Source organism: Mesorhizobium sp. LSJC285A00 (genome assembly GCF_000503155.1).
Taxonomy (GTDB): domain Bacteria; phylum Pseudomonadota; class Alphaproteobacteria; order Rhizobiales; family Rhizobiaceae; genus Mesorhizobium.
Map to the genome: position 1 here is coordinate 56,464 of NZ_AYVK01000009.1, position 19,967 is coordinate 76,430.

Below are 19,967 nucleotides of genomic sequence, written 5' to 3' on the forward strand. Positions count from 1 at the left end.
GCGTCAGCGCGGGTTGCACGAGACACGGCCGCTCGCTATCTCAGCGCCATGAAAGTCAAAGACGCAGATATTCTGATCGTGCCGGGCTACACCAATTCCGGCCCCGAACACTGGCAGACACGCTGGCAGTCGAAACTGTCGACGGCGCGCCGGGTCGAGCAGGCGGAGTGGTCGAAGCCGGTGCGCGAGGACTGGACGGCGAGCGTGGCGAACGCTGTCAACGAGGCCGAGCGGCCGGTGGTGATCGTTGCCCATTCCCTGGGCGTGGCGGCCGCGGTGCAGGCCATTCCGCAGTTCAGGAAGCCGGTCGCCGGCGCGTTTTTTGTCGCGCCGCCCGACGTCGCCAACCCGGAGATAAGGCCGCGTCACCTGATGACCTTTGGTCCCTATGCGCGCGAACCGCTGCCCTTCCCGTCCATCGTCATCGCCAGCCGCAACGATCCGTTCTGCGCCTTCGAGGTTGCCGAGGACATTGCCGGCGCCTGGGGTTCGCTGTTCATCGATGCCGGCGAAACCGGTCACCTCAATGAGGATGCCGGCTTCGGCCCTTGGCCGGAAGGGTCGATGACCTTCGCCAAGTTCCTGACCGACCTCAAGGCCTGACCGGGCAAGGCACCACGCCTCAGCCCTTTATCGAATCGTTCATGCTTTTGATGAGTATCTTTGCGCCGAGCGAAATCAGCGCATGGTCCGAGCCCATCGCCAGCAGCCGGTAGCCCATCGCCACGACGCGGCCGGCAATCGCCGGCTCAACGACGTAGATCGCCGCATGCTTGCCCGCCTTGCGCGTCCGCTCGGCGATGGAGGCGACGGTTTCCATCATGCTTTCCAGCGTCGAATTGACGGTGGCGCCATTCGACCAGGCGATGGAGAAATCCGATGGGCCGAGGAAGATGCCGTCAATGCCCGGCGTGTCGAGGATGCCGTCCAGCGCATCGAGTGCGGCGCGCGTTTCGACCATGGCAAAGGCCATGGTGCGTTGATTGGTGTCGCGCAGCCATTCGGCGTGGTCGCCTTTGCCATGGCGCGGAAAAGCATAGGTCGGGCCCCAGGAGCGCTCGCCCATCGGCGGATATTTCATCGCCGCGGCAAAGAGTTTTGCATCGGCCACCGAATTCACCATCGGTGCAATCACCGCCTCGGCACCGAAATCGAGGGCGCGGCTGGCCATGTCGAAGCGGCCGACCGGAATGCGCACCAGCGCCGGCTTGTTGGCGGCCAGCACCGGCACCAGGCCGCGCAAGACCGAGTCTTCGTGGTGTCCGCCATGCTGCATATCGAGGGTGACGGCGTCAAAACCCTGCTTGGCGATGATTTCGACCGTCAAAGCGTCCGGAACGCCGGACCAGGCGGTGAACAGCGTTTCATCCGCCGCCAGGCGTGACTTCAGGGACATGGGTGCTTTCCTCGTTGGGTAGAGCCTTGTAACAGGCCTACGCACAGTTTCAGCCGGAAAAGGCTGAAAAGGCAAAGAAAAACCGCCCGGCTGGACCGGGCGGTCGATTGGTCCAGCGCTACTCGCTCTAGGTGTTCTTGATCTGCTCGATCGCCTGCGCCATCAGTTCGTCCATGGTGCGGCGGATCTGGTGATCCGACTGGTCGACGCCGGCGGCGTCGAAATCCTTGCGGATCTTGCGGAATACGTCGTGATCGCCGGCTTCCTCGATATCGGAAACCACAACTTCCTTGGCATAGGCGTCGGCGTCAGTGCCGGATTTGCCCAGCTTTTCGGCGGCCCACAGACCGAGCGCCTTGTTGCGGCGTGCGGAAGCCTTGAAGCGAAGTTCTTCGTCGAAGGCGAATTTGCGCTCAAAACCCTCTTCGCGGTCTTTCATGCTGCTCATGGCTTCCCTCCGATGAAATCGATTCGCGTTGGCGATGGATATGTGTGTTGCCGCAGCACAAACCAAAAGGGCGCGGGCCGGTCAATATGCTACATCACTTGCTGCGCTGCGGCATTTCATTCCTGAAAGCGGTCGATGGAAAGGATTTGCCGATTGAGCAAACGCTGTGATTGGGATAGACCCGGCATTGAACCCCACCCGTCGCCGCACCAATTTAGGCAGACGGACAGGAACTGGTCGCTTGCCGCCTGCCCGCAAATCCAGAGAAAAATCAGATGAAAAATCGCCGCCGCATTTATGAAGGCAAGGCCAAGATCCTCTATGAGGGACCGGAACCGGGCACGCTTATCCAGTTCTTCAAAGATGATGCGACCGCATTCAACAAGAAGAAACATGAGGTCATCGACGGCAAGGGTGTGCTCAACAACCGCATTTCCGAGTACATCTTCAACCATCTGAACCGCATGGGCATTCCGACCCACTTCATCCGCCGGCTCAACATGCGCGAGCAGTTGATCAAGGAAGTCGAGATCATTCCGCTCGAAGTGGTGGTGCGCAATGTCGCCGCCGGCTCGCTGTCCAAGCGCCTCGGCATCGAGGAAGGCACCGTTCTGCCGCGCTCGATCATCGAATTCTATTACAAGGCCGATGCGCTCGACGATCCGATGGTGTCGGAAGAGCACATCACCGCTTTCGGCTGGGCAAGCCCGCAGGAGATCGACGACGTCATGGCGCTGGCCATCCGCGTCAACGACTTCCTCTCCGGCCTGTTCATGGGCGTCGGCATCCAACTCGTCGATTTCAAGATCGAATGCGGCCGCCTGTTCGAGGGCGACATGATGCGCATCGTCGTTGCCGACGAGATCTCGCCGGATTCGTGCCGGCTGTGGGACGTGGCAACGCAGGACAAGCTCGACAAGGACCGTTTCCGCCGCGATATGGGCGGCCTCGTCGAAGCCTATCAGGAAGTTGCCCGCCGCCTCGGCATCATGAACGAGAACGAGCCGCCGCGCCCGACCGGCCCGGTGCTCGTCGCCTCGACCGATGGCCTCAAAGGCAAGCCGCACTAAGTCTTCATTTCTTGACGCGATTCCGGACGAAAAACCGCTTCAGACTTTTCCTGGAATTGCTAAGTCTTCGAACAGGAACCTGTCCAGCATGATCAAGGCCCGCATCACCGTCACCCTCAAGAACGGCGTGCTCGACCCGCAGGGAAAAGCCATAGAGCACGCTCTGTCCGGACTGGGGTTCGGCGGCGTCGGCCAGGTGCGGCAGGGCAAGGTCTTCGACCTCGAGCTCTCAGAGACCGACAAGGCCAAGGCCGAAGCCGATCTGAAAGCCATGTGCGACAAGTTGCTGGCGAACACAGTGATCGAGAATTACGCGGTGGAGATCGCTTGATATGAAATCAGCTGTCGTTCTTCTCCCCGGCCTCAACCGCGACCGCGACATGATTGCGGCGCTGACCAAGATTTCCGGGCAGGCGCCGGCGACCGTCTGGCAGACCGACACCGAAATCCCTGATGTGGACCTGATCGCCATTCCCGGCGGCTTCTCGTTCGGCGACTATCTGCGTTGCGGCGCCATTGCCGCGCGCATGCCGGTCATGCGGGCGGTGGCGGAAAAGGCGGCCAAGGGCGTCATGGTCATCGGCGTCTGCAACGGGTTCCAGATTCTGGTGGAAGCCGGCCTTTTGCCTGGCGCGCTGATGCGCAATGCCTCGCTGAAATTCGTCTGCCGAGAGGTGAAGCTCGAAATCGCCAACGCCAACACCATGTTCACCCGCCGCTATCAGCCGGGCCAAATCATCCGCACGCCGGTTGCGCATCATGACGGCAATTATTTCGCCGATACCGACACGCTTGCGCGCCTCGAAGGCGAAGGACAGGTGGTGTTTCGCTATGCCGAGGGCAGCAATCCCAATGGCTCGATCAACGACATTGCCGGTATCGTCAGCGAGAAGGGCAATGTGCTCGGCCTGATGCCGCATCCGGAAAACCTGATCGAGGCCGCGCATGGCGGCAGTGACGGCCGGGCGCTGTTCGAAGGCGCACTCGGCATCGCCGCCTGATATCTCTTCGAACCTTTCAAAACGCGGGGGCGGTTGACCATGAGACTGACGATTGTTCGCCTAGGTCCCCTGGCTGCTGCCGGCTTGGCGTTGGCGTCCTGCCAGTCCAGCCCGAAGAGCGCGCCGGTCCCCACGGGCAAGAGCGCTTCGCTGCTGGCCATGGAACAGGTAGCGATATCGGCCCACAAATGCTGGATCGCCAGCAAGGATCCCGCCTTCAAATCCTATCAGATGGCCAATGAGCTGAATTCGTTCAGCGGCACGCCCCGCTTCCTGCTGGTGCCGGCCAAGCATTATGGCGGCAAGCCGCTGCTGGTCGTCCAGGCGCAAGGCAATTCCAGCCGCGTCGACGTGTTCGGTCCGCTGATGGACGATCCGCTCGGCGCGCGCATCGGATCCGACATTGCGCGCTGGCAAACGGGCAACCCCTCCTGCAACGCGGCCGCCTGACGCCATGGGCCGCTTCCTGCAGTTTGCGGGATTGATCATCGGTCTGGCCGGGCTTGTACTGCAAGCGTGCATCACCATCCCGGCATCGATGGAAGCCGGCCGCAGTTTTCTCGGCTCCATCGTCTTTCTGTTCAGCTTCTTCACCATCCTGACCAACATCGGTGCAGTGCTGGTCCATGTCTCGCTGCTGTCGCCTTCGGGCTACGCCTGGCTGCCGGCCTTTGCCGGGCCGCGGATGCGGGCGGGCGTGGCGGCTTCCATCGCCCTGGTCTTCATCGTCTACGCGACAGTTCTGGCGCAGCTCTGGCAGCCGCAGGGGCTGTTCCTGCTCTGTGACGTGCTGCTGCACTATGTGACGCCGGTGCTGTTCGTGCTGTGGTGGCTTGTTGCAGGCGCTGACGGCAGGACACGCTGGAGCGACATTTCGTGGTGGATGGCCTTTCCGATCGCCTATCTCGCCTATGCGCTGGCGCGCGCACCGATCGCAGGCGAAGTGCCCTACCCGTTCCTCGACGTTGCGAAAAACGGCGCGGCCAGCGTCGCCCTTGCGGCGCTGGCCGTCACCGGGGTTTTCCTGGTGCTGTGCATCCTCGCCGTGCTTGCCGATAGGGGCGTCTCACGCCTCAGGGCTCCGCGCACCCGTCGTTGACGAACCGGCTCCGGGTCAGTCCCAGAGCCGTCGGATCCCTTCGCGGTGAGCGTCGTCACGCGACACACCGATGTCCCTGAGCTGCTCGTCGGTCATTTCGAGCAAAGCCAGGCGGCCGCGACGGCGCTCGATCAGCACGTCGATCCATCGCGCCAGCGATCTGACCACATGCACGATCCGGCCGACAAAGCCTCGCCGGCTGGACGGCCCGACCAATTCAATGCCCGCGCAGCGGATTGTCTCGATTGTATCCATGTTCTTTCTGCCAAGGTTGCAAATTGTACCCATCTTGGTACGGTTCTGATATGCATTGACACCCGATCTGGTGCAATATACAGAATTGTCACCATGACAAATTGGCTCCCTGACCTCACCATCGGTTCCGGCCCGCTTTACCAGCGCCTTGCCGACAGCATCGAGTCGGACATCGACAAGGGCGTCATCGATGCCGGGGCAAAATTGCCGCCGCAGCGCGATCTCGCCTATGATATCGGCACGACGGTCGGCACGATCGGCCGAGCCTATCAGCTGCTGCGCGAGCGCGGCCTGGTGAGCGGCGAAGTCGGTCGCGGGACCTATGTGCTGGCGCAGCAATCGGAAGCGTCACCCGAATTCGCCGAGCCTGCCGTGCAAGGCACGCGCTATGTCGATGCGCCGCCCGGCAAACTGCGTTTCGACAGCACTGCCGCGCCCGACATCGGCCAGGGCGCCATTGTCGCTGACATGCTCTCGCGCACGGTGCAGGAACACCCGCACGAGATTTCGAGCTACACCAGGGATTTTCCGGAGCGCTGGTTCGAGGCCGGCGCCCGCTGGCTGTCGCGCAATTCGTTCCGTCCGGCGGCCGACACCATCGTTCCCACGCTTGGCACACATGCCGCGGTGATGGCGGCGATTGCGGCACTGACCACGCCGGGCGACTATGTCGCCTTCGAGCACCTCACCTATTCGCAGATCGCCCGCAGCGCCGGGCTGATCGGGCGGCGCATAGCACTGGTGGCATCGGACGAAGAAGGCCTCGATCCCGAGGATTTCGAACGCGTCTGCGCGCAAAAGCACCCGAAGATGATCTTCCTGATGCCGACGGTGCAGAACCCGACGCTGGCGATCCTGTCGGTTTCGCGCCGCGAGGCGATCGCTCGTGTCGCGCGCGCGTACAATGTCATCGTCATCGAGGACGATCTCTATGGCGGCCTGACCGAAGATCCGACGCCGCTCATCGCCGAATATGCACCCGAGCGCACCATTGTCGCCGGCGGTCTGTCGAAATCGGTCGCGGCAGGTGTTCGCGGCGGCTGGCTCTCCTGCCCGCCCGCCTATCGCCATCGCATCCGCGTCGCCCACAAGATGATGACCGGCGGGATGCCGTTCCTGCTGGCGGAGGTGAATGCGCGGCTGGTGCTGTCAGGGCAGGCTGGCGATATCCGCAAACGCAGCATTGCCGAAATTGCCGCCCGCATCGCCATCGTGCGCGAGACACTGGCGGGTTTCGCCTTCAAGTCACACGGCAGCGTGCCCTTCGTCTGGCTGACGCTGCCCGATCCCTGGCTGTCCGGCACGTTCAGGAGCGCATGCCTCGAAAATGGCGTGCTCCTCGACGACGAGGACGAGTTCAAGGCGGGGCGTTCCGAGCAGGTTTTTCACGGCGTGCGTTTCGGCGTCTCGCAGCCAAGGCGGCGCGAGGACATCACCGGCGGCGTCGCGGTGATCCGGCGGCTGCTGGAGGAAGGCCGCGCCGGCTACGACAGTTCGTCCTGAATCGTTGGCGCTAAACCGTGCGCCTGTGTACCGATCTCAGGTTCAGCCCTCTGCCTTGAAGTTTTTGGCTTCCTTTGCGCCCTTGTCCTTGCCGTGCTTCTCGGCCAGGTCCTTGGCCTGCTTGGGCGAAACGTCGGTGGTCTCGGCAATATGCATGGCCTCCTTGTCGGAGAGGCGATTGTCTTTCTTGCCTTGCTTGGTGGCCATGTCGAAATCTCCTGATTGGTTTGAGGCCTAACGGCCGGGATGCCATAGCGTTCCCCAGCGGCTCCCCGCTACCATCGTCGCCCTGTGGTTTTCCGGCGTTTTTCGTCATCCAATGGGGTGTATCACGCCAAAGCTTGCGATATGAGGGGACTCAAATTCCCCTCTCCCATGGACATCAATCGCCGCCCATGACCATTTCCAATTCCGTGCCGATCACCCCGGAACTCATAGCCGCGCATGGGCTGAAGCCCGACGAATACCAGCGCATCCTCGATCTGGTCGGGCGCGAACCGAGCTTTACCGAACTCGGCATCTTCTCGGCGATGTGGAATGAGCACTGCTCCTACAAATCCTCGAAGAAATGGCTGCGCACGCTGCCGACCACCGGGCCGCAGGTCATCCAGGGTCCGGGCGAGAACGCCGGCGTGGTCGATATCGGCGACGGCGACTGCGTCGTCTTCAAGATGGAGAGCCACAACCATCCCTCCTACATCGAGCCCTACCAGGGTGCGGCGACCGGCGTCGGCGGCATATTGCGCGACGTCTTCACCATGGGCGCGCGGCCAATTGCGGCGATGAACGCTTTGCGCTTCGGGGCACCGGACCATCCCAAGACCAGGCACCTGGTCAGCGGCGTGGTTTCCGGCGTCGGAGGATACGGCAACGCCTTTGGCGTGCCGACCGTCGGCGGCGAGGTCAATTTCGACGCCCGCTACAACGGCAACATCCTGGTCAACGCCTTTGCCGCGGGCCTCGCCAAGACCGATGCGATCTTCCTGTCGGAAGCCAAGGGCGTCGGCCTGCCGGTCGTCTATCTCGGCGCCAAGACCGGGCGCGACGGCGTCGGCGGCGCCACGATGGCCTCGGCCGAGTTCGACGACAAGATCGACGAGAAGCGCCCGACCGTGCAGGTCGGCGATCCCTTCACCGAAAAATGCCTGCTCGAAGCCTGTCTTGAGCTGATGGCGTCTGGCGCCGTCATCGCCATCCAGGACATGGGTGCGGCCGGCCTCACCTGTTCGGCGGTCGAGATGGGCGCCAAGGGCGACCTCGGCATCGAGCTTCACCTCGACCAGGTGCCGGTGCGCGAAGAGCGCATGAGCGCCTATGAGATGATGCTGTCGGAGAGTCAGGAGCGCATGCTGATGGTGCTGCGCCCCGAGAAGGAAAAGGAAGCCGAGGCGATCTTCCACAAATGGGGCCTCGACTTCGCTATCGTCGGCAAGACCACCGACGATCTGCGTTTCCGCGTCATCCATCAGGGCGACGAGGTCGCCAATCTGCCGATCAAGGACCTTGGCGACAAGGCGCCGGAATATGACCGCCCCTGGGTCGAGCCGAAGAAGCCGGCGGCGCTCGCAGCCGGCGATGCGCCGAAGGCCGACGTTGCCGATGCGCTGTTGAAACTGCTCGGCGGGCCGAACCTGTCGTCGCGCCGCTGGGTGTGGGAGCAGTACGACACGCTGATCCAGGGCAATTCGCTGCAGCTTCCCGGCGGCGACGCCGGCGTGGTGCGCGTCGAAGGCCATCCGACCAAGGCGCTCGCCTTCTCCTCCGACGTCACGCCGCGCTATTGCGAGGCCGACCCGTACGAAGGCGGCAAGCAGGCGGTGGCCGAATGCTGGCGCAACCTCACCGCCACCGGCGCGCTGCCGCTGGCGGCCACCGACAACCTCAATTTCGGCAATCCGGAACGGCCTGAGATCATGGGCCAACTGGTCGGCGCGGTGAAAGGCATTGGCGATGCCTGCCGGGCGCTCGGCTTCCCGATCGTGTCGGGCAATGTCTCGCTCTACAACGAAACCAATGGCCAAGGTATCCTGCCGACGCCGACCATCGGCGGCGTGGGGCTGATTGCCGACTGGTCGAAGATGACCCGTATCGGCTTTGCCGCCGAGGGCCAGATGATCCTGCTGGTCGGCGCGCCCGCAAGCTGGGGCAGCCATCTCGGCCAGTCCGCCTATTTCAGGGACATCCATGGCCGCACCGACGGGCCGCCGCCATCCGTCGACCTCGCCCATGAAAAGCGCGTCGGCGACCATGTGCGCGCGCTGATCGCGTCGGGCGTCGTGACCGCGGCGCATGACCTTTCCGATGGCGGCTTGGCGATAGCCCTGGCCGAAATGGCGATGGCGTCCGGCATCGGCGCCACCATTCCGGGGCTCGCCGGCACCGACCCGATCCCGGTCTGGTTCGGCGAAGACCAGGGCCGCTACCTGCTGACGCTGTCCGTCGATCCGCAGAGCAAGGAATGGGACGCCATCCGCGAGGAACAGAGCAAGCTCGGCATCTTTGCGCCATGGATCGGCTCGACCGGTGGAAACGAACTGAAGCTCGGCGATGCCAGGGCGATCCCGGTCAGCGAATTGACCGCCGCCCACGAAGGCTGGTTCCCGAACTTCATGGACAAGTCCATTTGACCAGCCTGGCAGCCCGGACGCTGATCGCAGTCGTCTTCTGGCCGTCGCTGTTCTTCTTCTGGTTCCTCGGGCCGTTCGTCTTTTTCCTGCTGTCGACGACCTCGAGCGAGGTCTGTCCGCTGCTGGAAAGGCGTGACCAGTTCATTGAGGCGGCCAATGGCACACTGCAGATGCTGGCCTTGCAAAGTCTGATCTATGCGATCCCCATCGTCTGCCTGGTGCTGTGGAGCCGCCTTTTGCCGAACCCGGCGCGCGCAAGGCATGTCGCCACCTGCATCAAGCTCTTTGCCATTGCGGTCATTACCGGCGCGCTGTGGGAATACGGGTCATCGCTGATCTGCGACGGCTATGGCCAACCATTCTTTTCGCCCTTGTGGCAGATGACCAGCTATCTCCCGATTATCAACCTGGCGCTCAACATCCCGCTCTATGTCCTGGTGTTCAGCCTTGGCCGGGGGTTCTCGACCCGCGACGACATTACCGAAGATGGTGTGGTTCACCCGCGGCAGGATGGCCCTTAGACACTGCGTCGCCGACAGAACGGCTTCAACCCGGACCAGAAAGGCTTTAGGCTGCCGTGCGAGTCACTCGTGCCTAGCCGCCCAGAACAGGATTTTGCCATGGCAATGGATGCCCACGACATCGAAAAACTGATCAAGGACGGCATTCCGGACGCCAAGGTGACGATCCGCGACCTCGCCGGTGACGGCGATCACTATGCAGCCGAAGTGGTGGCCGAAAGCTTCCGCGGAAAGAGCCGCGTCCAGCAGCACCAGATGGTCTATGATGCGCTGAAGGGCAATATGGGCGGCGTGCTGCACGCGCTGGCCCTGCAGACCAGCGTGCCGGACTGAAGCCAGACTGGCCTACTGTTTCTGCGGCTGCTTCGCCGACACTGACGTGATCGGCTTCGCCGACACTGAGATGATCGGGCCCGCCGGGTATTTTCCGCCGACGATCATTCTTTTCCCATCCGACAGCGCGGAAACCGCGCCGTCGAGGAACAGCGCGTTGCGGCATTGTAGCGCGTCGCGAAACAGCCGCGCAAAGCTGCCGAAACTGACCTCAGACCGCGAGATCGCCAGCAAAACGGTGTTTTCATCGCGCACGCCGACGCCGTTGCGGATGTAGCGCGAGGTTCCGTTCGGCTCGAAGCGTGGGTGAATCTTGCCATCGATCACCAGCATCGGGCCGGACTGCGTGGCGAAGGCAACATCGCGTTTGGTGACCGCATAGGCGTTGCTTTCCATGACAGCCGCCTTGCCGTCATTGCCCACCAGAAAGACGCCGTTCGGTTTCAGGAAGAAATTGCCTTCGCCGTCGGCAAGATTGAGCCGTGACTTTTCGCTGCCGTCCTCGACCAGCAGGCCGACCGGCGACAAATCCTCGTGATACATGCCGCCATTCATGGCGAGCAGCACCGGCCTCCCCTCGCCCGCAACCGCCTTGTCGAAGGCTTCGAGCGAACCAAAAGGCTTGCCATCGGCGCCGGCGTGGAAAACACCGATGCTGTCGGCGCGAAGATCGGTCTCGCAGACGACATAGGTCACCGCCTCGAAGGCGACATTCCGGCAAGGCGCGGGCAGGTCACCGCCAATGACCAGCGGCGGCGGCTCGGGGCGTCTCGGCCACCAGACAACGGCAATCGCCGCCAGCAGGATGGCGATCGGAAGGGCGGCGCCATATCGTCTTTTCATCATGTTCCGAAGGTTGCAATCGGCTCGGATGCTTGGCCCAAGACAGGCGATCCTTTGCGCCATTTCCGAGACGGCGGCGCAAACATCTTGTTTCGGCCCATCTATGGGTTTATTTGATGGCTATGCTTCGAGCCTGACTCCCACAGGCGTGAAAGGATATCTCATGAGCGGCATCAACGACTACATCGACAGCGAAGTGAAGGGCAACGACGTCGTCCTTTTCATGAAGGGCACGCCCGGTTTTCCGCAGTGCGGCTTTTCCGGCCAGGTCGTCCAGATCCTCGATTACATCGGAGCCGACTATAAGGGCGTCGACGTGCTGACCTCGGCCGAACTGCGCCAAGGCATCAAGGAATATTCGAACTGGCCGACGATCCCGCAGCTTTACGTCAAGGGCGAATTCGTCGGCGGCTGCGACATCATCCGAGAAATGTTCCAGGCAGGCGAGTTGCAGACGTTGCTCGTCGACAAGGGCGTCAGCGTCAAAGCGACAGCCTGATTCTGAGTTGAGACGGGGCAGCCCCGCCCCGGCAAAATGTTACCTCCCCCTATCGGAGTGAGGACGAACTTATGCGCCGGCATGCCGGCGCATATTCGTTTTGAAGATCGGACCCGCCGTGGACCAGCCAGCAAAAGCGCCGCAACAGGCACGCAAATTGCCTATTCCGCGCTGGGAATTCATCGCGCTGTGCGCGGCACTGATGGCGTTGAACTCGCTGGCCATCGACATCATGCTGCCGGCACTGCAGCAAATCGGCGCCACGCTTGGCGTTGAGAATGAAAACCACCGCCAGTATGTGATCACCGCCTATATATTGGGCTTCGGTGGCGGACAGCTTTTCTTCGGACCGATCTCGGACCGGTTCGGGCGCCGCGCGCCACTCGTTGCCGGGCTGGCGATTTATGTCGTGGCGGCGGCAGCTGCCGCCATCGCCCCGTCATTCGCCGTCCTGCTGCTGTGCCGGCTGGTGCAAGGCATCGGTGCGGCGGCGACCCGCGTCATCGCCGTCTCGATCGTGCGCGACACGTTCGACGGTCGGCGCATGGCCGAGGTGATGTCTCTGATCTTCATGGTGTTCATGGCCATCCCGGTGATCGCGCCTGGGATCGGCCAGTTCATCATGCTGTTCGCAACATGGCACTGGATCTTCGTCACCATGGCCGTCGGAGCGCTGATCGTGTCGGCGTGGTCGCTGCTGCGGCTGCCGGAGACGCTGCATCCGGAGTACCGCCGGCCGCTGACAGTCTCATCCGTCGTCGGTGGTTTCCGCATCGTGCTCACCAACCGCATGGCGCTTTGCTACGCCTTTGCCAGCACCTTCATTTTCGCCGCCATGTTCGGCTTCATCGCCTCCGCACAGCAGATCTATGTCGACATTTTTCATGTCGGCGAATTGTTTCCTGTCATCTTCGCGGGTGTCGCCGGCGTTCTCGCTTTTTCGAACTACCTCAACTCGCGCCTGGTCGGCCGCATCGGCATGCGCCGCCTGTCGCAGAGCGCACTGCTGTTGTTCCTAGTGATCAGCCTTGCCTGGCTCACCGTTTCGCTTCAAATGAAGATGCCACTCTGGCTGTTCATCACCTTCTTCGCCAGCGCGATGCTCCCGTTCGGCGCGCTCGGCGCCAATTTCAACGCGCTCGCGATGGAGCCGCTCGGCCAACTGGCGGGCACCGCGTCGTCCATCCTGGGCTTCATGCAGACTTTTCTCGGCGGCATCCTCGGCACGCTGATCGGCCAGGCCTTCAACGGCACGGTGACGCCGCTTGCCGCCGGCTTCTGCAGCGTCTCGGTCGCGGCCCTGCTGATGATCCTGATCGCCGAGCGCGGCAAGATGTTCCAGCCGCACAACCCACCCATTTTAGGGCACGTCACCGACCTGCATTGAGCAACTGTTCTGCGCTACGAGTTTTATTTGTCTCAGACCGCAGCCACCTTCAAGCGACGCGTTTCAGGATGCGCCGCCAATCACTGCCGTGAAACGAGGGAACAGCGGGCGCCCTGCGATGGCGCCACCCATGCTGTCCGAAAGAGGCATCGGCAGAGCCTTGTCGAGAGCTTCGAGCACGGATGACACAAAGACCCGGTTGAGCGAGGCATCATCTCCCATATGGGAGAAAGTGGCGCGCGGTTTGCCCATCAGCGTGCCGTTTTTGCGAATTGAGAAACTCAGCGTCAGGGTCATGCCAGCACTTCCAGGCGGCGGCTGCCAACAGGCAAAGATCGCGGAAAACATCTCGTCTATGGTATCGACGGGATCGCGACTGCCGCACGCGCGTTCCTGCGATCTTGCCTCAGTGGCGCCAGCGGCGGCCAAGGCAAGTGCAAGCGCCGTTGCAACAATTGCGGACCGATGTTTCATTTCGCAGCTTCCGACTTCGTGAGAGATTGGACACTATAACAGAGCCAATATACTTGACGAAAGCCTCTACCAGCAGTTGGACCGATTATTGCGCCCAGAGTTCCCTGCGCAACTCCTGCCAGCTTTCCTTGTCCGGGGCGACAAGAATGCCGCCGTCGATATACGAGGGCAGATAGGCGCTGCCGTCGATCCGCGCGGTGTAGCCGCCGGCCTCGGCGTGGATCAGCACACCGACCAGATGGTCCCACGGCATCAGTTTGTTGTAGACGACGAAATGGGCATGGCCGCTGGCCAGAAGACGGTATTCATGTGCCGCGCAGCGATAGCCGAACTGCGATAGGGTCTTGGTCTGGTTGCGCGCCAAGAGCGAGCGTTGCGGTTCCGCCAGATATTGCCAGGAGACGGAGCCGGTCATCTGCGAGATCGGCACGGCATCGGCGACATGCACCGTCTCCAGCGCGCCATGCGCATGGCGGATATGGCTGCCGGCGCCCTTGGCGCCGATCAGCCAGTCCCGGCCTACGGGGTCATGGATGATACCGGCGACGGTTTCGCCCTTGACGACGACGCTCAGCATGACGCCGAAGAGCGGCACGCCGGAGGCGAAGTTGAAGGTGCCGTCGACCGGGTCGACGACGAAGGCGAGGTCGGCATCGCCGAGCCCTTGAAGCAGCGCCGGATTGTCGGAACAGGCTTCCTCGCCGACGATCATCGCCGTGGGATAGCGCTCGCGCAGCCTGGCCGTGATCAGCCGCTCGGCGTTGATGTCGGCCTCGGTCACCAGGTCGGCAGCCGAGGTCTTCTGTCTGATGTCGCCCTCGCCCAGCCGGCGAAAGCGTGGCATGATTTCGGCCCTGGCTGCATCGGCGAGAAGTTCGGCCAGCCAGTCGATCGCTTGGTCGTCAAATATCATCGGAAATGTCTTGTCCTGTGCTGAGGCTGCCATTGAGGGCGGCAAAGTCGAACAGCTTTCTGTCGAGCAGATGCGACGGCCTGGTGTTGGACAGCGCGCGCAGCATCGTATCCTTGCGGCCCGGCATGCGCTTTTCCATATCGTCCAGCATCGCCTTCATGGCGTTGCGCTGCAGGCCTTCCTGGCTGCCGCAGAGATCGCAGGGAATGATCGGGAATTTCATAGCGGCGGCGAATTTTTCCAGATCGACCTCGGCGCAGTAGCTCAGCGGCCGCAGCACCATGACGTCGCCGTCGTCATTGAGCAGCTTTGGCGGCATGGCGGCAAGGCGGCCGCCATGGAACAGATTCATGAAGAAGGTTTCGAGAATGTCCTCGCGGTGGTGGCCGAGCACCAGCGCCGAACAGCCCTCCTCGCGCGCGATGCGATAGAGATGGCCGCGCCGCAGCCGCGAGCACAGCGAACAATAGGTGCTGCCCTGAGGCAGCTTGTCGGTGACCACCGAATAGGTGTCCTGATACTCGATGCGATGGGCAATGCCATGCGCATCGAGGTAGTCGGGCAAAATGTGCTTCGGAAAATTCGGCTGGCCCTGGTCGAGATTGCAGGCCAGCAGCTCGACCGGCAGCAGCCCGCGCCATTTGAGATCGAGCAGCACGGCCAGCAGCCCGTAGGAATCCTTGCCGCCGGACAAGGCCACCAGCCAGCGGTCGCCGGGCCTCGCCATGGCGAAATCCTCGACCGCCTGACGGGTTAACCGCAACAGCCGCTTACGCAGTTTGTTGAACTCGACGGAAGACGGCACGTCGGCAAACAGCGGATGGAAGCCGCCTTCAGCAATCGGTTCAACTGTTTCGATGTCTGCCAGCATGTTCATGGCTTGTCGCTTTCCATAGCCGAGAGTGCCGGATTAGCGGACATGGCCGACAAAGAAAAGGCCGCCTCGACGGGCGGCCCTTTCCAGTATCGCAGAAAAGCGATCGCTTAGCGCGAATAGAATTCGACGACCAGGTTCGGCTCCATCTGCACGGCGAACGGAACATCGGCCAGGCCGGGGATGCGCGAGAAGGTCGCGACCATCTTGTTGTGATCGACTTCGATATAGTCCGGCACGTCGCGCTCGGCGAGGCCGACCGCTTCCAGCACGATGACCAGCTGCTTCGACTTTTCCCGCACTTCGACGACATCGCCCGGCTTGCAACGGTACGAGCCGATGTTGACGCGCTTGCCGTTGACGTTGACGTGGCCGTGGTTGACGAACTGGCGAGCCGCGAAAATGGTGGGCACGAACTTGGAGCGGTAGACGACCGCATCCAGACGCGACTCGAGCAGGCCGATCAGGTTCTCGGAGGTGTCGCCCTTGCGGCGATCAGCCTCTTCATAGACCTTGCGGAACTGCTTTTCGGAGACATCACCATAGTGACCCTTCAGCTTCTGCTTGGCGCGCAGCTGCAGGCCGAAATCGGAAAGCTTGCCCTTGCGGCGCTGGCCGTGCTGGCCGGGGCCGTATTCACGCTTGTTGACCGGGGACTTCGGGCGGCCCCAGATGTTTTCGCCGAGACGGCGGTCGATCTTGTACTTGGCGGATTCGCGCTTGCTCATCGCATTCCCTTTCAAAACAAACCACCCGGAACCTCATGGTCCGGGTGAAGGAAACGCGCCCTCCTCTGGCCTCCGTTTTCGAGGCCTGACAGGGTTTTCCCACGCAACGCGGCGGAAACCCACGGGACACGTCAGTCTAGACAAGGCCCAGGAAACGATAAACCTGCTTTCCCGGGCTTGCCATGCAAAAGAAACAACCGGGCATTGCGGCCCGGTGTTGGTGCGCTCGTTAAACGGAGATTTGAGCAGAGTCAAGCGCGTCGCTGGCACTGGGCCCGGCAACCATATCACGTCTTTGGCGTTGAGTGCCGTGCCGGATGCGGCGGGAGGTTGTTGCGCCGACGGCATTTAGGAAGGGACCGGAGCCAAAGGAGCCCGAAGTCGCATGAAGAAGTTTTTCCGTCCTGGCCGGGACGATGTCGATCGCCGTGCCCGAGCCAGCGATGGCCAAGCATTGGCAGGGCCACAAGCATCGTCAGACCTGCCATGTCGTGGTGAAGAAGAAGGTCATCTGGCGGCATGGCCACAAGAAGGTCATCCGCTACAAGGTGAAGCGCTGCTGGTGACGTCAGGGGTTTCGGGCTTGGCCTGAACCGAAGAAGCCCGTGGTTTCGGCCACGGGCTTTGTTTATCGACTCGGTTGAAGGTTTCAGTCTGCCGATTTCTTCTCCGGCAGGCCTTTGCGCTTGGTGTCTGCGAATTCCTCGAGCTGTTTTTCGCTCATCGAATTGTACATCGACTTCGACGCGCCTTGAAGTTCGCTCTTCCTGGTCTCGCCGCGCTTGGCCGACAGGGCTGCTCCAGCGGCCTTTTGCTGTGCTTTTGAGGTTGCAGGCATATCGGCACCTCCTTTGCTGACAGAGGAAGAAACGTTGCGCTCCGGCGACGGTTCCAGCGCTGGCGGTCAACTTCCGTTCCGCGCTCATGCCTGCCCATGGTCGGCCAACTGCCGGCAAAACCACCTTCCCGTGCCCGCAACGCCGGTGTAGGACGGCGCCATGAAATCGTTGAACGATCCCTCGCAGGCACTCGCTACCGGCCTCGCGAAAATCCGCACCGAGTTCCATGTGCCGGAGGCATTTCCCCCTGATGTAATGGCCATGGCACAGACGGCGGCCAGGCGCGTGCCCGACCAGCATGCCGACCGCACGGCGATGCCCTTCGTGACGCTCGATCCCGCGGCTTCCACCGATCTTGACCAAGCGTTTTCGATCGAAGCGAGCGGTAGCGACCTTCTGTTGCACTATGCGATTGCCGACGTAGCCTGGTTCGTCGCGGACGGCGACGCGGTGGATCGCGAAGCCTGGGCGCGGGGCGAAACCCTGTATTTGCCGGACGGCAAGGCCGGGCTCTATCCCCGGGTGCTTGCCGAGGGCGCCGCGAGCTTGCTGCCCAGCGGTCCGCGTCCGGCTGTCATCTTCACGGTCCGGATCGTCGACGACGGAGCGGTAAGGCTGGATGGCGCGGAGCGGGCAATCATTCAAAGCCGCGCCAAGCTCGCCTATGACAGCGTGCAGGCCGCCGACGTCCCAGTCGGCTTCGCCGAAATCGCGCGACGCATGGCGGCGGCCGAAGACCGTCGCGGCGCTTCGCGCGTCGACCCGCCCGAGCAGGAGGTGGAACAGCTTGCCGATGGCACGTTCCAGCTTGCGTTCAGACCGCTGCTGCAATCCGAGCAAGACAACGCAGCACTTTCGCTGGCCGCCAACATGGCGATTGCCGACGCCATGCTGGCACACCGGACCGGCTTGTTCCGGGTGATGGCGCCGCCCGATGCTTCCAAAGTACAAAGACTGCGCAGCGCGGCACGGGCCTTAGGCCTGTCCTGGCCTCCTTCGACCAGCCTGTCCGACTATCAGCGAACCCTCGATCCGACCAACATGCACCAGGCAGCGCTGATGCTGGAAATCCGCCGCGCCGGCTCCGGTGCGTCCTACCAACCCTATGAAGAAGGCGTTGTCCCCTGGCACGAGGCGATGGCCGCGACCTATGCCCACGCCACCGCGCCCCTGAGGCGGCTGGCCGATCGCTATGTCGTGCGCTGCGTGCTGGCCATCGTCAACGGCCAGCCGGTGCCGCAAGCCGTTACCGAGGCGTTTTCCAGACTGCCGAAGGTGATGGGCCGCGCAGGCGCCCGCGCCTCGCAGATCAACCACGCGGCCATCGACCTTGCCGAGGCGGTGATGCTGAGGGGGCGCATGGGTGAAACATTCAAGGCCGTCGTCACCGACGTCGGTGATCAGCGTGTGCGCGTTCAGCTCTCGGACATGCCTGTCGTTGCGAATGTGAAGGCCTCTGGGTTCAGGCAGGGCGATGGCCTGACGCTAAGGCTTGTTTCGGCCGATCCGGATCGGCGCGTCATTGTCTTCGAGCCTGCCTAAAGCGCGTCGGCGACGCGCTTTAGTTTTTTCGTTTTGTGCATGTCCTTGTCCCAAAACCGCTGCGCACTTTTGGGCGACATGCATTAGCGCGCGCTCAATCCAAAACCCTGCATCAGCCGGCTGATGGCGAAGTCCGCCTTTCCCGAGGTAAAGACGGCGATGTCGGGCTCGCTTTGCGGCAATGGCCCGGCGACAGCCGGAAGCAGCGACAGAGCGCGCCGCGCAATCGCCTCGGCCGGGTCGATCCAGTCGACCGGCCAGGGCGCGGTCTTGCGCATGCGATTGGCCAGGAACGGATAGTGCGTGCAGGCGAGCACGACGATGTCCGTGCACAAATCGTCATGCTGGACGAAACACGGTGCGATCTCGGCACGCACGGCCTCCTCGTCGACAAAGCCCTCGCGCATGTAGGCCTCGGCCAGTCCGGCGAGATTGTTGCTGCCGACCAGCCGCACATGGCATTTCTGCGCCCATTTGCCGATCAGGTCGCGCGTGTACTGGCGCTTCACCGTGCCCGGCGTCGCCAGCACCGAGACCAGCCCGGACCGGGTGCGCTCGGCCGCCGGCTTGATTGCCGGCACGGTGCCGACAAAGGGATGGCCAGGGAATTTTTCCCGCAACGCATCGATCACCAGCGTCGAAGCGGTATTGCAGGCGACGACCGAAATTTCCGGATCAAAACGGTCGAGCAGCTTGGCGAAGAGCTCGACTATATGGGCCTGCAGCGCCGGCTCTTCCCAGGCGCCGTAGGGAAAGGCCTTGTCATCGGCGACGTAGACGAAGCGCCGGTCAGGCATCAGCACGCGCGCTTCGCGCAGCACGGTCAATCCTCCAACGCCGGAATCGAACATCAGTATCGGACGGTGGCTCATTGATATCGGACCATGAAAGAGGCTGGATCAGAAGGCTTGGCGGTCATTGGCCAATGCCGTTCTATCTGCAACCATCATGGCCTTGAAGTGGCGAATGTTAGCAACTTCCATGCAAAGCCGGCGAAGACGACCTTGCCTCGGTTGCTCTAGAGCCCGCGCTTGCCGAACCCGGCGGGCCGCGGACGGCCCAGAGGCTGGGCGGACGGCACCGAGCGCGTGGCCGGTGTGGCGTTGCGCATGGAAGACTGTGCCGTGCTGCTGGCCGTCCGGCCGGATGCCGCAGGCATGGGCGTATCGCCATCGAAATCGAAAACCGATGTCAGTTCGTCGATATTGATGCCCGCCACCGGCTTAGCCACCAGAATCGTGCACCAAAGGCCAAAGATCGACAGCGCAAGCAGGTTCAAACCGCTGGACGTGCTTTCCGGATTGTTGAAATCGATGACCAGCAGCGTGCCTGCCTGCAGAAAGGCGTAGATGGCGCAGAACACGATGTAGGACCACAGGATCCAGGCTTTGCCGTTGGCGTCGCGGCTGCGTCGCCAGGCGATGTTGGCACGCATGACCACGGCCAGGAGGGAAACGACCAGAACCGCGCCTGCCATCCCTTGCCGCAATGGACCGGGCGCCGAGTTGACCAGCCCCTCAAAGCCGATCGTGCCAACGATGCACAGCACAGCTAGAACGGCCTCGAGCAGGGCTACGCCGAGCGAATAGAAGAAGAAGCGCATACGGCCGATTTT

27 protein-coding genes are annotated in these 19,967 nt (G+C 62.5%); 15 read left to right on the forward strand and 12 right to left on the reverse strand.

Translation table 11 applies throughout. From position 1 onward, the window contains the following. Positions 1–48: 48 nt before the first annotated feature. Complete coding sequence (locus X726_RS158705; RefSeq protein WP_023669089.1) at positions 49–603, forward strand: alpha/beta hydrolase; 555 nt, start codon at positions 49–51, stop codon at positions 601–603. A gap of 19 nt (positions 604–622) precedes the next feature. Here X726_RS158705 and X726_RS158700 read toward each other — a convergent pair whose 3' ends face one another. Continuing rightward, entirely contained in the window at positions 623–1,396 is a 774-nt protein-coding gene (locus X726_RS158700; protein WP_023669090.1) for an HpcH/HpaI aldolase/citrate lyase family protein, read from the reverse strand. A 127-nt stretch (positions 1,397–1,523) separates the two neighbouring features. After that, entirely contained in the window at positions 1,524–1,844 is a 321-nt protein-coding gene (locus X726_RS158695) for a DUF1476 domain-containing protein (RefSeq protein ID WP_023669091.1), read from the reverse strand. Positions 1,845–1,891: 47 nt separating this feature from the next. Between X726_RS158695 and X726_RS1000000172230 the strand changes: the two genes are divergently transcribed. The 6 genes from X726_RS1000000172230 to X726_RS158670 all read left to right on the forward strand — a co-directional run bounded on the left by X726_RS1000000172230 (position 1,892) and on the right by X726_RS158670 (position 5,014). After that, entirely contained in the window at positions 1,892–2,014 is a 123-nt protein-coding gene (locus X726_RS1000000172230; protein ID WP_280790911.1) for a hypothetical protein, read from the forward strand. A 105-nt stretch (positions 2,015–2,119) separates the two neighbouring features. Continuing rightward, positions 2,120–2,914, forward strand: a complete 795-nt coding sequence (gene purC, locus X726_RS158690; protein ID WP_013532127.1) for a phosphoribosylaminoimidazolesuccinocarboxamide synthase — start codon at positions 2,120–2,122, stop codon at positions 2,912–2,914. A gap of 88 nt (positions 2,915–3,002) precedes the next feature. Next, a complete protein-coding gene (purS, locus tag X726_RS158685; RefSeq protein ID WP_023669092.1) occupies positions 3,003–3,245 on the forward strand; it encodes a phosphoribosylformylglycinamidine synthase subunit PurS in 243 nt (80 codons plus the stop codon). Position 3,246: 1 nt separating this feature from the next. Continuing rightward, on the forward strand, positions 3,247–3,915 hold the full coding sequence (purQ, locus tag X726_RS158680; protein ID WP_023669093.1) for a phosphoribosylformylglycinamidine synthase subunit PurQ: 669 nt from the start codon (positions 3,247–3,249) through the stop codon (positions 3,913–3,915). 39 nt (positions 3,916–3,954) lie between these two features. Beyond that, a complete protein-coding gene (locus tag X726_RS158675; RefSeq protein ID WP_023669094.1) occupies positions 3,955–4,365 on the forward strand; it encodes a hypothetical protein in 411 nt (136 codons plus the stop codon). A gap of 4 nt (positions 4,366–4,369) precedes the next feature. After that, on the forward strand, positions 4,370–5,014 hold the full coding sequence (locus X726_RS158670; protein ID WP_023669095.1) for a Pr6Pr family membrane protein: 645 nt from the start codon (positions 4,370–4,372) through the stop codon (positions 5,012–5,014). Between the two features lie 15 nt (positions 5,015–5,029). On the opposite strand, the gene X726_RS158665 is transcribed toward X726_RS158670, so the two are convergent. Beyond that, positions 5,030–5,269 (reverse strand): DUF1127 domain-containing protein, encoded by a 240-nt coding sequence (locus tag X726_RS158665; protein WP_023669096.1) that lies wholly within the window; start codon positions 5,267–5,269, stop codon positions 5,030–5,032. 93 nt (positions 5,270–5,362) lie between these two features. Between X726_RS158665 and X726_RS158660 the strand changes: the two genes are divergently transcribed. Then, complete coding sequence (locus tag X726_RS158660) at positions 5,363–6,772, forward strand: PLP-dependent aminotransferase family protein (protein WP_023669097.1); 1,410 nt, start codon at positions 5,363–5,365, stop codon at positions 6,770–6,772. A 42-nt stretch (positions 6,773–6,814) separates the two neighbouring features. Here X726_RS158660 and X726_RS1000000171060 read toward each other — a convergent pair whose 3' ends face one another. Further along, positions 6,815–6,979, reverse strand: coding sequence for a hypothetical protein (locus X726_RS1000000171060; RefSeq protein WP_023669098.1), 165 nt, complete (start codon positions 6,977–6,979; stop codon positions 6,815–6,817). A gap of 188 nt (positions 6,980–7,167) precedes the next feature. On the opposite strand from X726_RS1000000171060, the gene purL reads away from it, so the two are divergent. The 3 genes from purL to X726_RS158645 all read left to right on the forward strand — a co-directional run bounded on the left by purL (position 7,168) and on the right by X726_RS158645 (position 10,253). Next, positions 7,168–9,399 carry a phosphoribosylformylglycinamidine synthase subunit PurL gene (gene purL / locus X726_RS158655; RefSeq protein WP_023669099.1) on the forward strand — a complete coding sequence of 744 codons (2,232 nt, stop codon included), beginning with the start codon at positions 7,168–7,170 and terminating at the stop codon, positions 9,397–9,399. After that, positions 9,396–9,920 (forward strand): hypothetical protein, encoded by a 525-nt coding sequence (locus X726_RS158650; protein ID WP_023669100.1) that lies wholly within the window; start codon positions 9,396–9,398, stop codon positions 9,918–9,920. The genes purL and X726_RS158650 overlap by 4 nt, the downstream gene beginning before the upstream one ends. 99 nt (positions 9,921–10,019) lie before the next feature. Next, positions 10,020–10,253, forward strand: coding sequence for a BolA family transcriptional regulator (locus tag X726_RS158645; RefSeq protein ID WP_010909092.1), 234 nt, complete (start codon positions 10,020–10,022; stop codon positions 10,251–10,253). A gap of 12 nt (positions 10,254–10,265) precedes the next feature. On the opposite strand, the gene X726_RS158640 is transcribed toward X726_RS158645, so the two are convergent. After that, positions 10,266–11,099, reverse strand: coding sequence for a phosphodiester glycosidase family protein (locus X726_RS158640; RefSeq protein ID WP_023669101.1), 834 nt, complete (start codon positions 11,097–11,099; stop codon positions 10,266–10,268). Positions 11,100–11,259: 160 nt separating this feature from the next. On the opposite strand from X726_RS158640, the gene grxD reads away from it, so the two are divergent. Together grxD and X726_RS158630 are read left to right on the forward strand one after the other, a co-directional pair. Then, positions 11,260–11,595, forward strand: coding sequence for a Grx4 family monothiol glutaredoxin (gene grxD, locus X726_RS158635; protein WP_023669102.1), 336 nt, complete (start codon positions 11,260–11,262; stop codon positions 11,593–11,595). Between the two features lie 118 nt (positions 11,596–11,713). Continuing rightward, positions 11,714–12,982 carry a multidrug effflux MFS transporter gene (locus X726_RS158630; protein WP_023669103.1) on the forward strand — a complete coding sequence of 423 codons (1,269 nt, stop codon included), beginning with the start codon at positions 11,714–11,716 and terminating at the stop codon, positions 12,980–12,982. A gap of 63 nt (positions 12,983–13,045) precedes the next feature. Here X726_RS158630 and X726_RS1000000171550 read toward each other — a convergent pair whose 3' ends face one another. The 4 genes from X726_RS1000000171550 to rpsD form a co-directional block, all read right to left on the reverse strand. Further along, positions 13,046–13,279 carry a hypothetical protein gene (locus X726_RS1000000171550; protein WP_245259853.1) on the reverse strand — a complete coding sequence of 78 codons (234 nt, stop codon included), beginning with the start codon at positions 13,277–13,279 and terminating at the stop codon, positions 13,046–13,048. A 262-nt stretch (positions 13,280–13,541) separates the two neighbouring features. Continuing rightward, entirely contained in the window at positions 13,542–14,369 is an 828-nt protein-coding gene (locus X726_RS158620) for an inositol monophosphatase family protein (protein ID WP_023669105.1), read from the reverse strand. Then, positions 14,359–15,246 (reverse strand): tRNA 2-thiocytidine(32) synthetase TtcA, encoded by an 888-nt coding sequence (gene ttcA / locus X726_RS158615; protein ID WP_023669106.1) that lies wholly within the window; start codon positions 15,244–15,246, stop codon positions 14,359–14,361. The genes X726_RS158620 and ttcA overlap by 11 nt, the downstream gene beginning before the upstream one ends. A gap of 107 nt (positions 15,247–15,353) precedes the next feature. Beyond that, entirely contained in the window at positions 15,354–15,971 is a 618-nt protein-coding gene (gene rpsD / locus X726_RS158610; RefSeq protein WP_023669107.1) for a 30S ribosomal protein S4, read from the reverse strand. A gap of 416 nt (positions 15,972–16,387) precedes the next feature. On the opposite strand from rpsD, the gene X726_RS1000000171065 reads away from it, so the two are divergent. Continuing rightward, a complete protein-coding gene (locus tag X726_RS1000000171065) occupies positions 16,388–16,537 on the forward strand; it encodes a hypothetical protein (protein ID WP_023669108.1) in 150 nt (49 codons plus the stop codon). Positions 16,538–16,620: 83 nt separating this feature from the next. Here X726_RS1000000171065 and X726_RS158605 read toward each other — a convergent pair whose 3' ends face one another. Next, complete coding sequence (locus tag X726_RS158605) at positions 16,621–16,809, reverse strand: DUF3008 family protein (protein ID WP_023669109.1); 189 nt, start codon at positions 16,807–16,809, stop codon at positions 16,621–16,623. Between the two features lie 160 nt (positions 16,810–16,969). Between X726_RS158605 and X726_RS158600 the strand changes: the two genes are divergently transcribed. After that, entirely contained in the window at positions 16,970–18,352 is a 1,383-nt protein-coding gene (locus tag X726_RS158600; RefSeq protein WP_023669110.1) for an RNB domain-containing ribonuclease, read from the forward strand. Positions 18,353–18,435: 83 nt separating this feature from the next. On the opposite strand, the gene murI is transcribed toward X726_RS158600, so the two are convergent. Then, positions 18,436–19,224: a glutamate racemase gene (murI, locus tag X726_RS158595; protein WP_023669111.1), complete on the reverse strand. Its 789-nt coding sequence runs from the start codon at positions 19,222–19,224 to the stop codon at positions 18,436–18,438. A 146-nt stretch (positions 19,225–19,370) separates the two neighbouring features. Then, positions 19,371–19,955, reverse strand: coding sequence for a hypothetical protein (locus X726_RS158590; protein ID WP_156940622.1), 585 nt, complete (start codon positions 19,953–19,955; stop codon positions 19,371–19,373). Positions 19,956–19,967: the final 12 nt, after the last annotated feature.

What these genes read in the sequence shown, in the direction of transcription:
- X726_RS158705 (WP_023669089.1), top strand. Translation starts at nt 49, where the DNA reads ATGAAAGTCAAAGACGCAGATATTCTGATCGTGCCGGGCTACACCAAT.
- X726_RS158700 (WP_023669090.1), bottom strand. Translation starts at nt 1,396, where the DNA reads ATGTCCCTGAAGTCACGCCTGGCGGCGGATGAAACGCTGTTCACCGCC.
- X726_RS158695 (WP_023669091.1), bottom strand. Translation starts at nt 1,844, where the DNA reads ATGAGCAGCATGAAAGACCGCGAAGAGGGTTTTGAGCGCAAATTCGCC.
- purC (WP_013532127.1), top strand. Translation starts at nt 2,120, where the DNA reads ATGAAAAATCGCCGCCGCATTTATGAAGGCAAGGCCAAGATCCTCTAT.
- purS (WP_023669092.1), top strand. Translation starts at nt 3,003, where the DNA reads ATGATCAAGGCCCGCATCACCGTCACCCTCAAGAACGGCGTGCTCGAC.
- purQ (WP_023669093.1), top strand. Translation starts at nt 3,247, where the DNA reads ATGAAATCAGCTGTCGTTCTTCTCCCCGGCCTCAACCGCGACCGCGAC.
- X726_RS158675 (WP_023669094.1), top strand. Translation starts at nt 3,955, where the DNA reads ATGAGACTGACGATTGTTCGCCTAGGTCCCCTGGCTGCTGCCGGCTTG.
- X726_RS158670 (WP_023669095.1), top strand. Translation starts at nt 4,370, where the DNA reads ATGGGCCGCTTCCTGCAGTTTGCGGGATTGATCATCGGTCTGGCCGGG.
- X726_RS158665 (WP_023669096.1), bottom strand. Translation starts at nt 5,269, where the DNA reads ATGGATACAATCGAGACAATCCGCTGCGCGGGCATTGAATTGGTCGGG.
- X726_RS158660 (WP_023669097.1), top strand. Translation starts at nt 5,363, where the DNA reads ATGACAAATTGGCTCCCTGACCTCACCATCGGTTCCGGCCCGCTTTAC.
- X726_RS1000000171060 (WP_023669098.1), bottom strand. Translation starts at nt 6,979, where the DNA reads ATGGCCACCAAGCAAGGCAAGAAAGACAATCGCCTCTCCGACAAGGAG.
- purL (WP_023669099.1), top strand. Translation starts at nt 7,168, where the DNA reads ATGACCATTTCCAATTCCGTGCCGATCACCCCGGAACTCATAGCCGCG.
- X726_RS158645 (WP_010909092.1), top strand. Translation starts at nt 10,020, where the DNA reads ATGGCAATGGATGCCCACGACATCGAAAAACTGATCAAGGACGGCATT.
- X726_RS158640 (WP_023669101.1), bottom strand. Translation starts at nt 11,099, where the DNA reads ATGATGAAAAGACGATATGGCGCCGCCCTTCCGATCGCCATCCTGCTG.
- grxD (WP_023669102.1), top strand. Translation starts at nt 11,260, where the DNA reads ATGAGCGGCATCAACGACTACATCGACAGCGAAGTGAAGGGCAACGAC.
- X726_RS1000000171550 (WP_245259853.1), bottom strand. Translation starts at nt 13,279, where the DNA reads ATGACCCTGACGCTGAGTTTCTCAATTCGCAAAAACGGCACGCTGATG.
- X726_RS158620 (WP_023669105.1), bottom strand. Translation starts at nt 14,369, where the DNA reads ATGATATTTGACGACCAAGCGATCGACTGGCTGGCCGAACTTCTCGCC.
- ttcA (WP_023669106.1), bottom strand. Translation starts at nt 15,246, where the DNA reads ATGAACATGCTGGCAGACATCGAAACAGTTGAACCGATTGCTGAAGGC.
- rpsD (WP_023669107.1), bottom strand. Translation starts at nt 15,971, where the DNA reads ATGAGCAAGCGCGAATCCGCCAAGTACAAGATCGACCGCCGTCTCGGC.
- X726_RS1000000171065 (WP_023669108.1), top strand. Translation starts at nt 16,388, where the DNA reads ATGTCGATCGCCGTGCCCGAGCCAGCGATGGCCAAGCATTGGCAGGGC.
- X726_RS158605 (WP_023669109.1), bottom strand. Translation starts at nt 16,809, where the DNA reads ATGCCTGCAACCTCAAAAGCACAGCAAAAGGCCGCTGGAGCAGCCCTG.
- X726_RS158600 (WP_023669110.1), top strand. Translation starts at nt 16,970, where the DNA reads ATGAAATCGTTGAACGATCCCTCGCAGGCACTCGCTACCGGCCTCGCG.
- murI (WP_023669111.1), bottom strand. Translation starts at nt 19,224, where the DNA reads ATGAGCCACCGTCCGATACTGATGTTCGATTCCGGCGTTGGAGGATTG.
- X726_RS158590 (WP_156940622.1), bottom strand. Translation starts at nt 19,955, where the DNA reads ATGCGCTTCTTCTTCTATTCGCTCGGCGTAGCCCTGCTCGAGGCCGTT.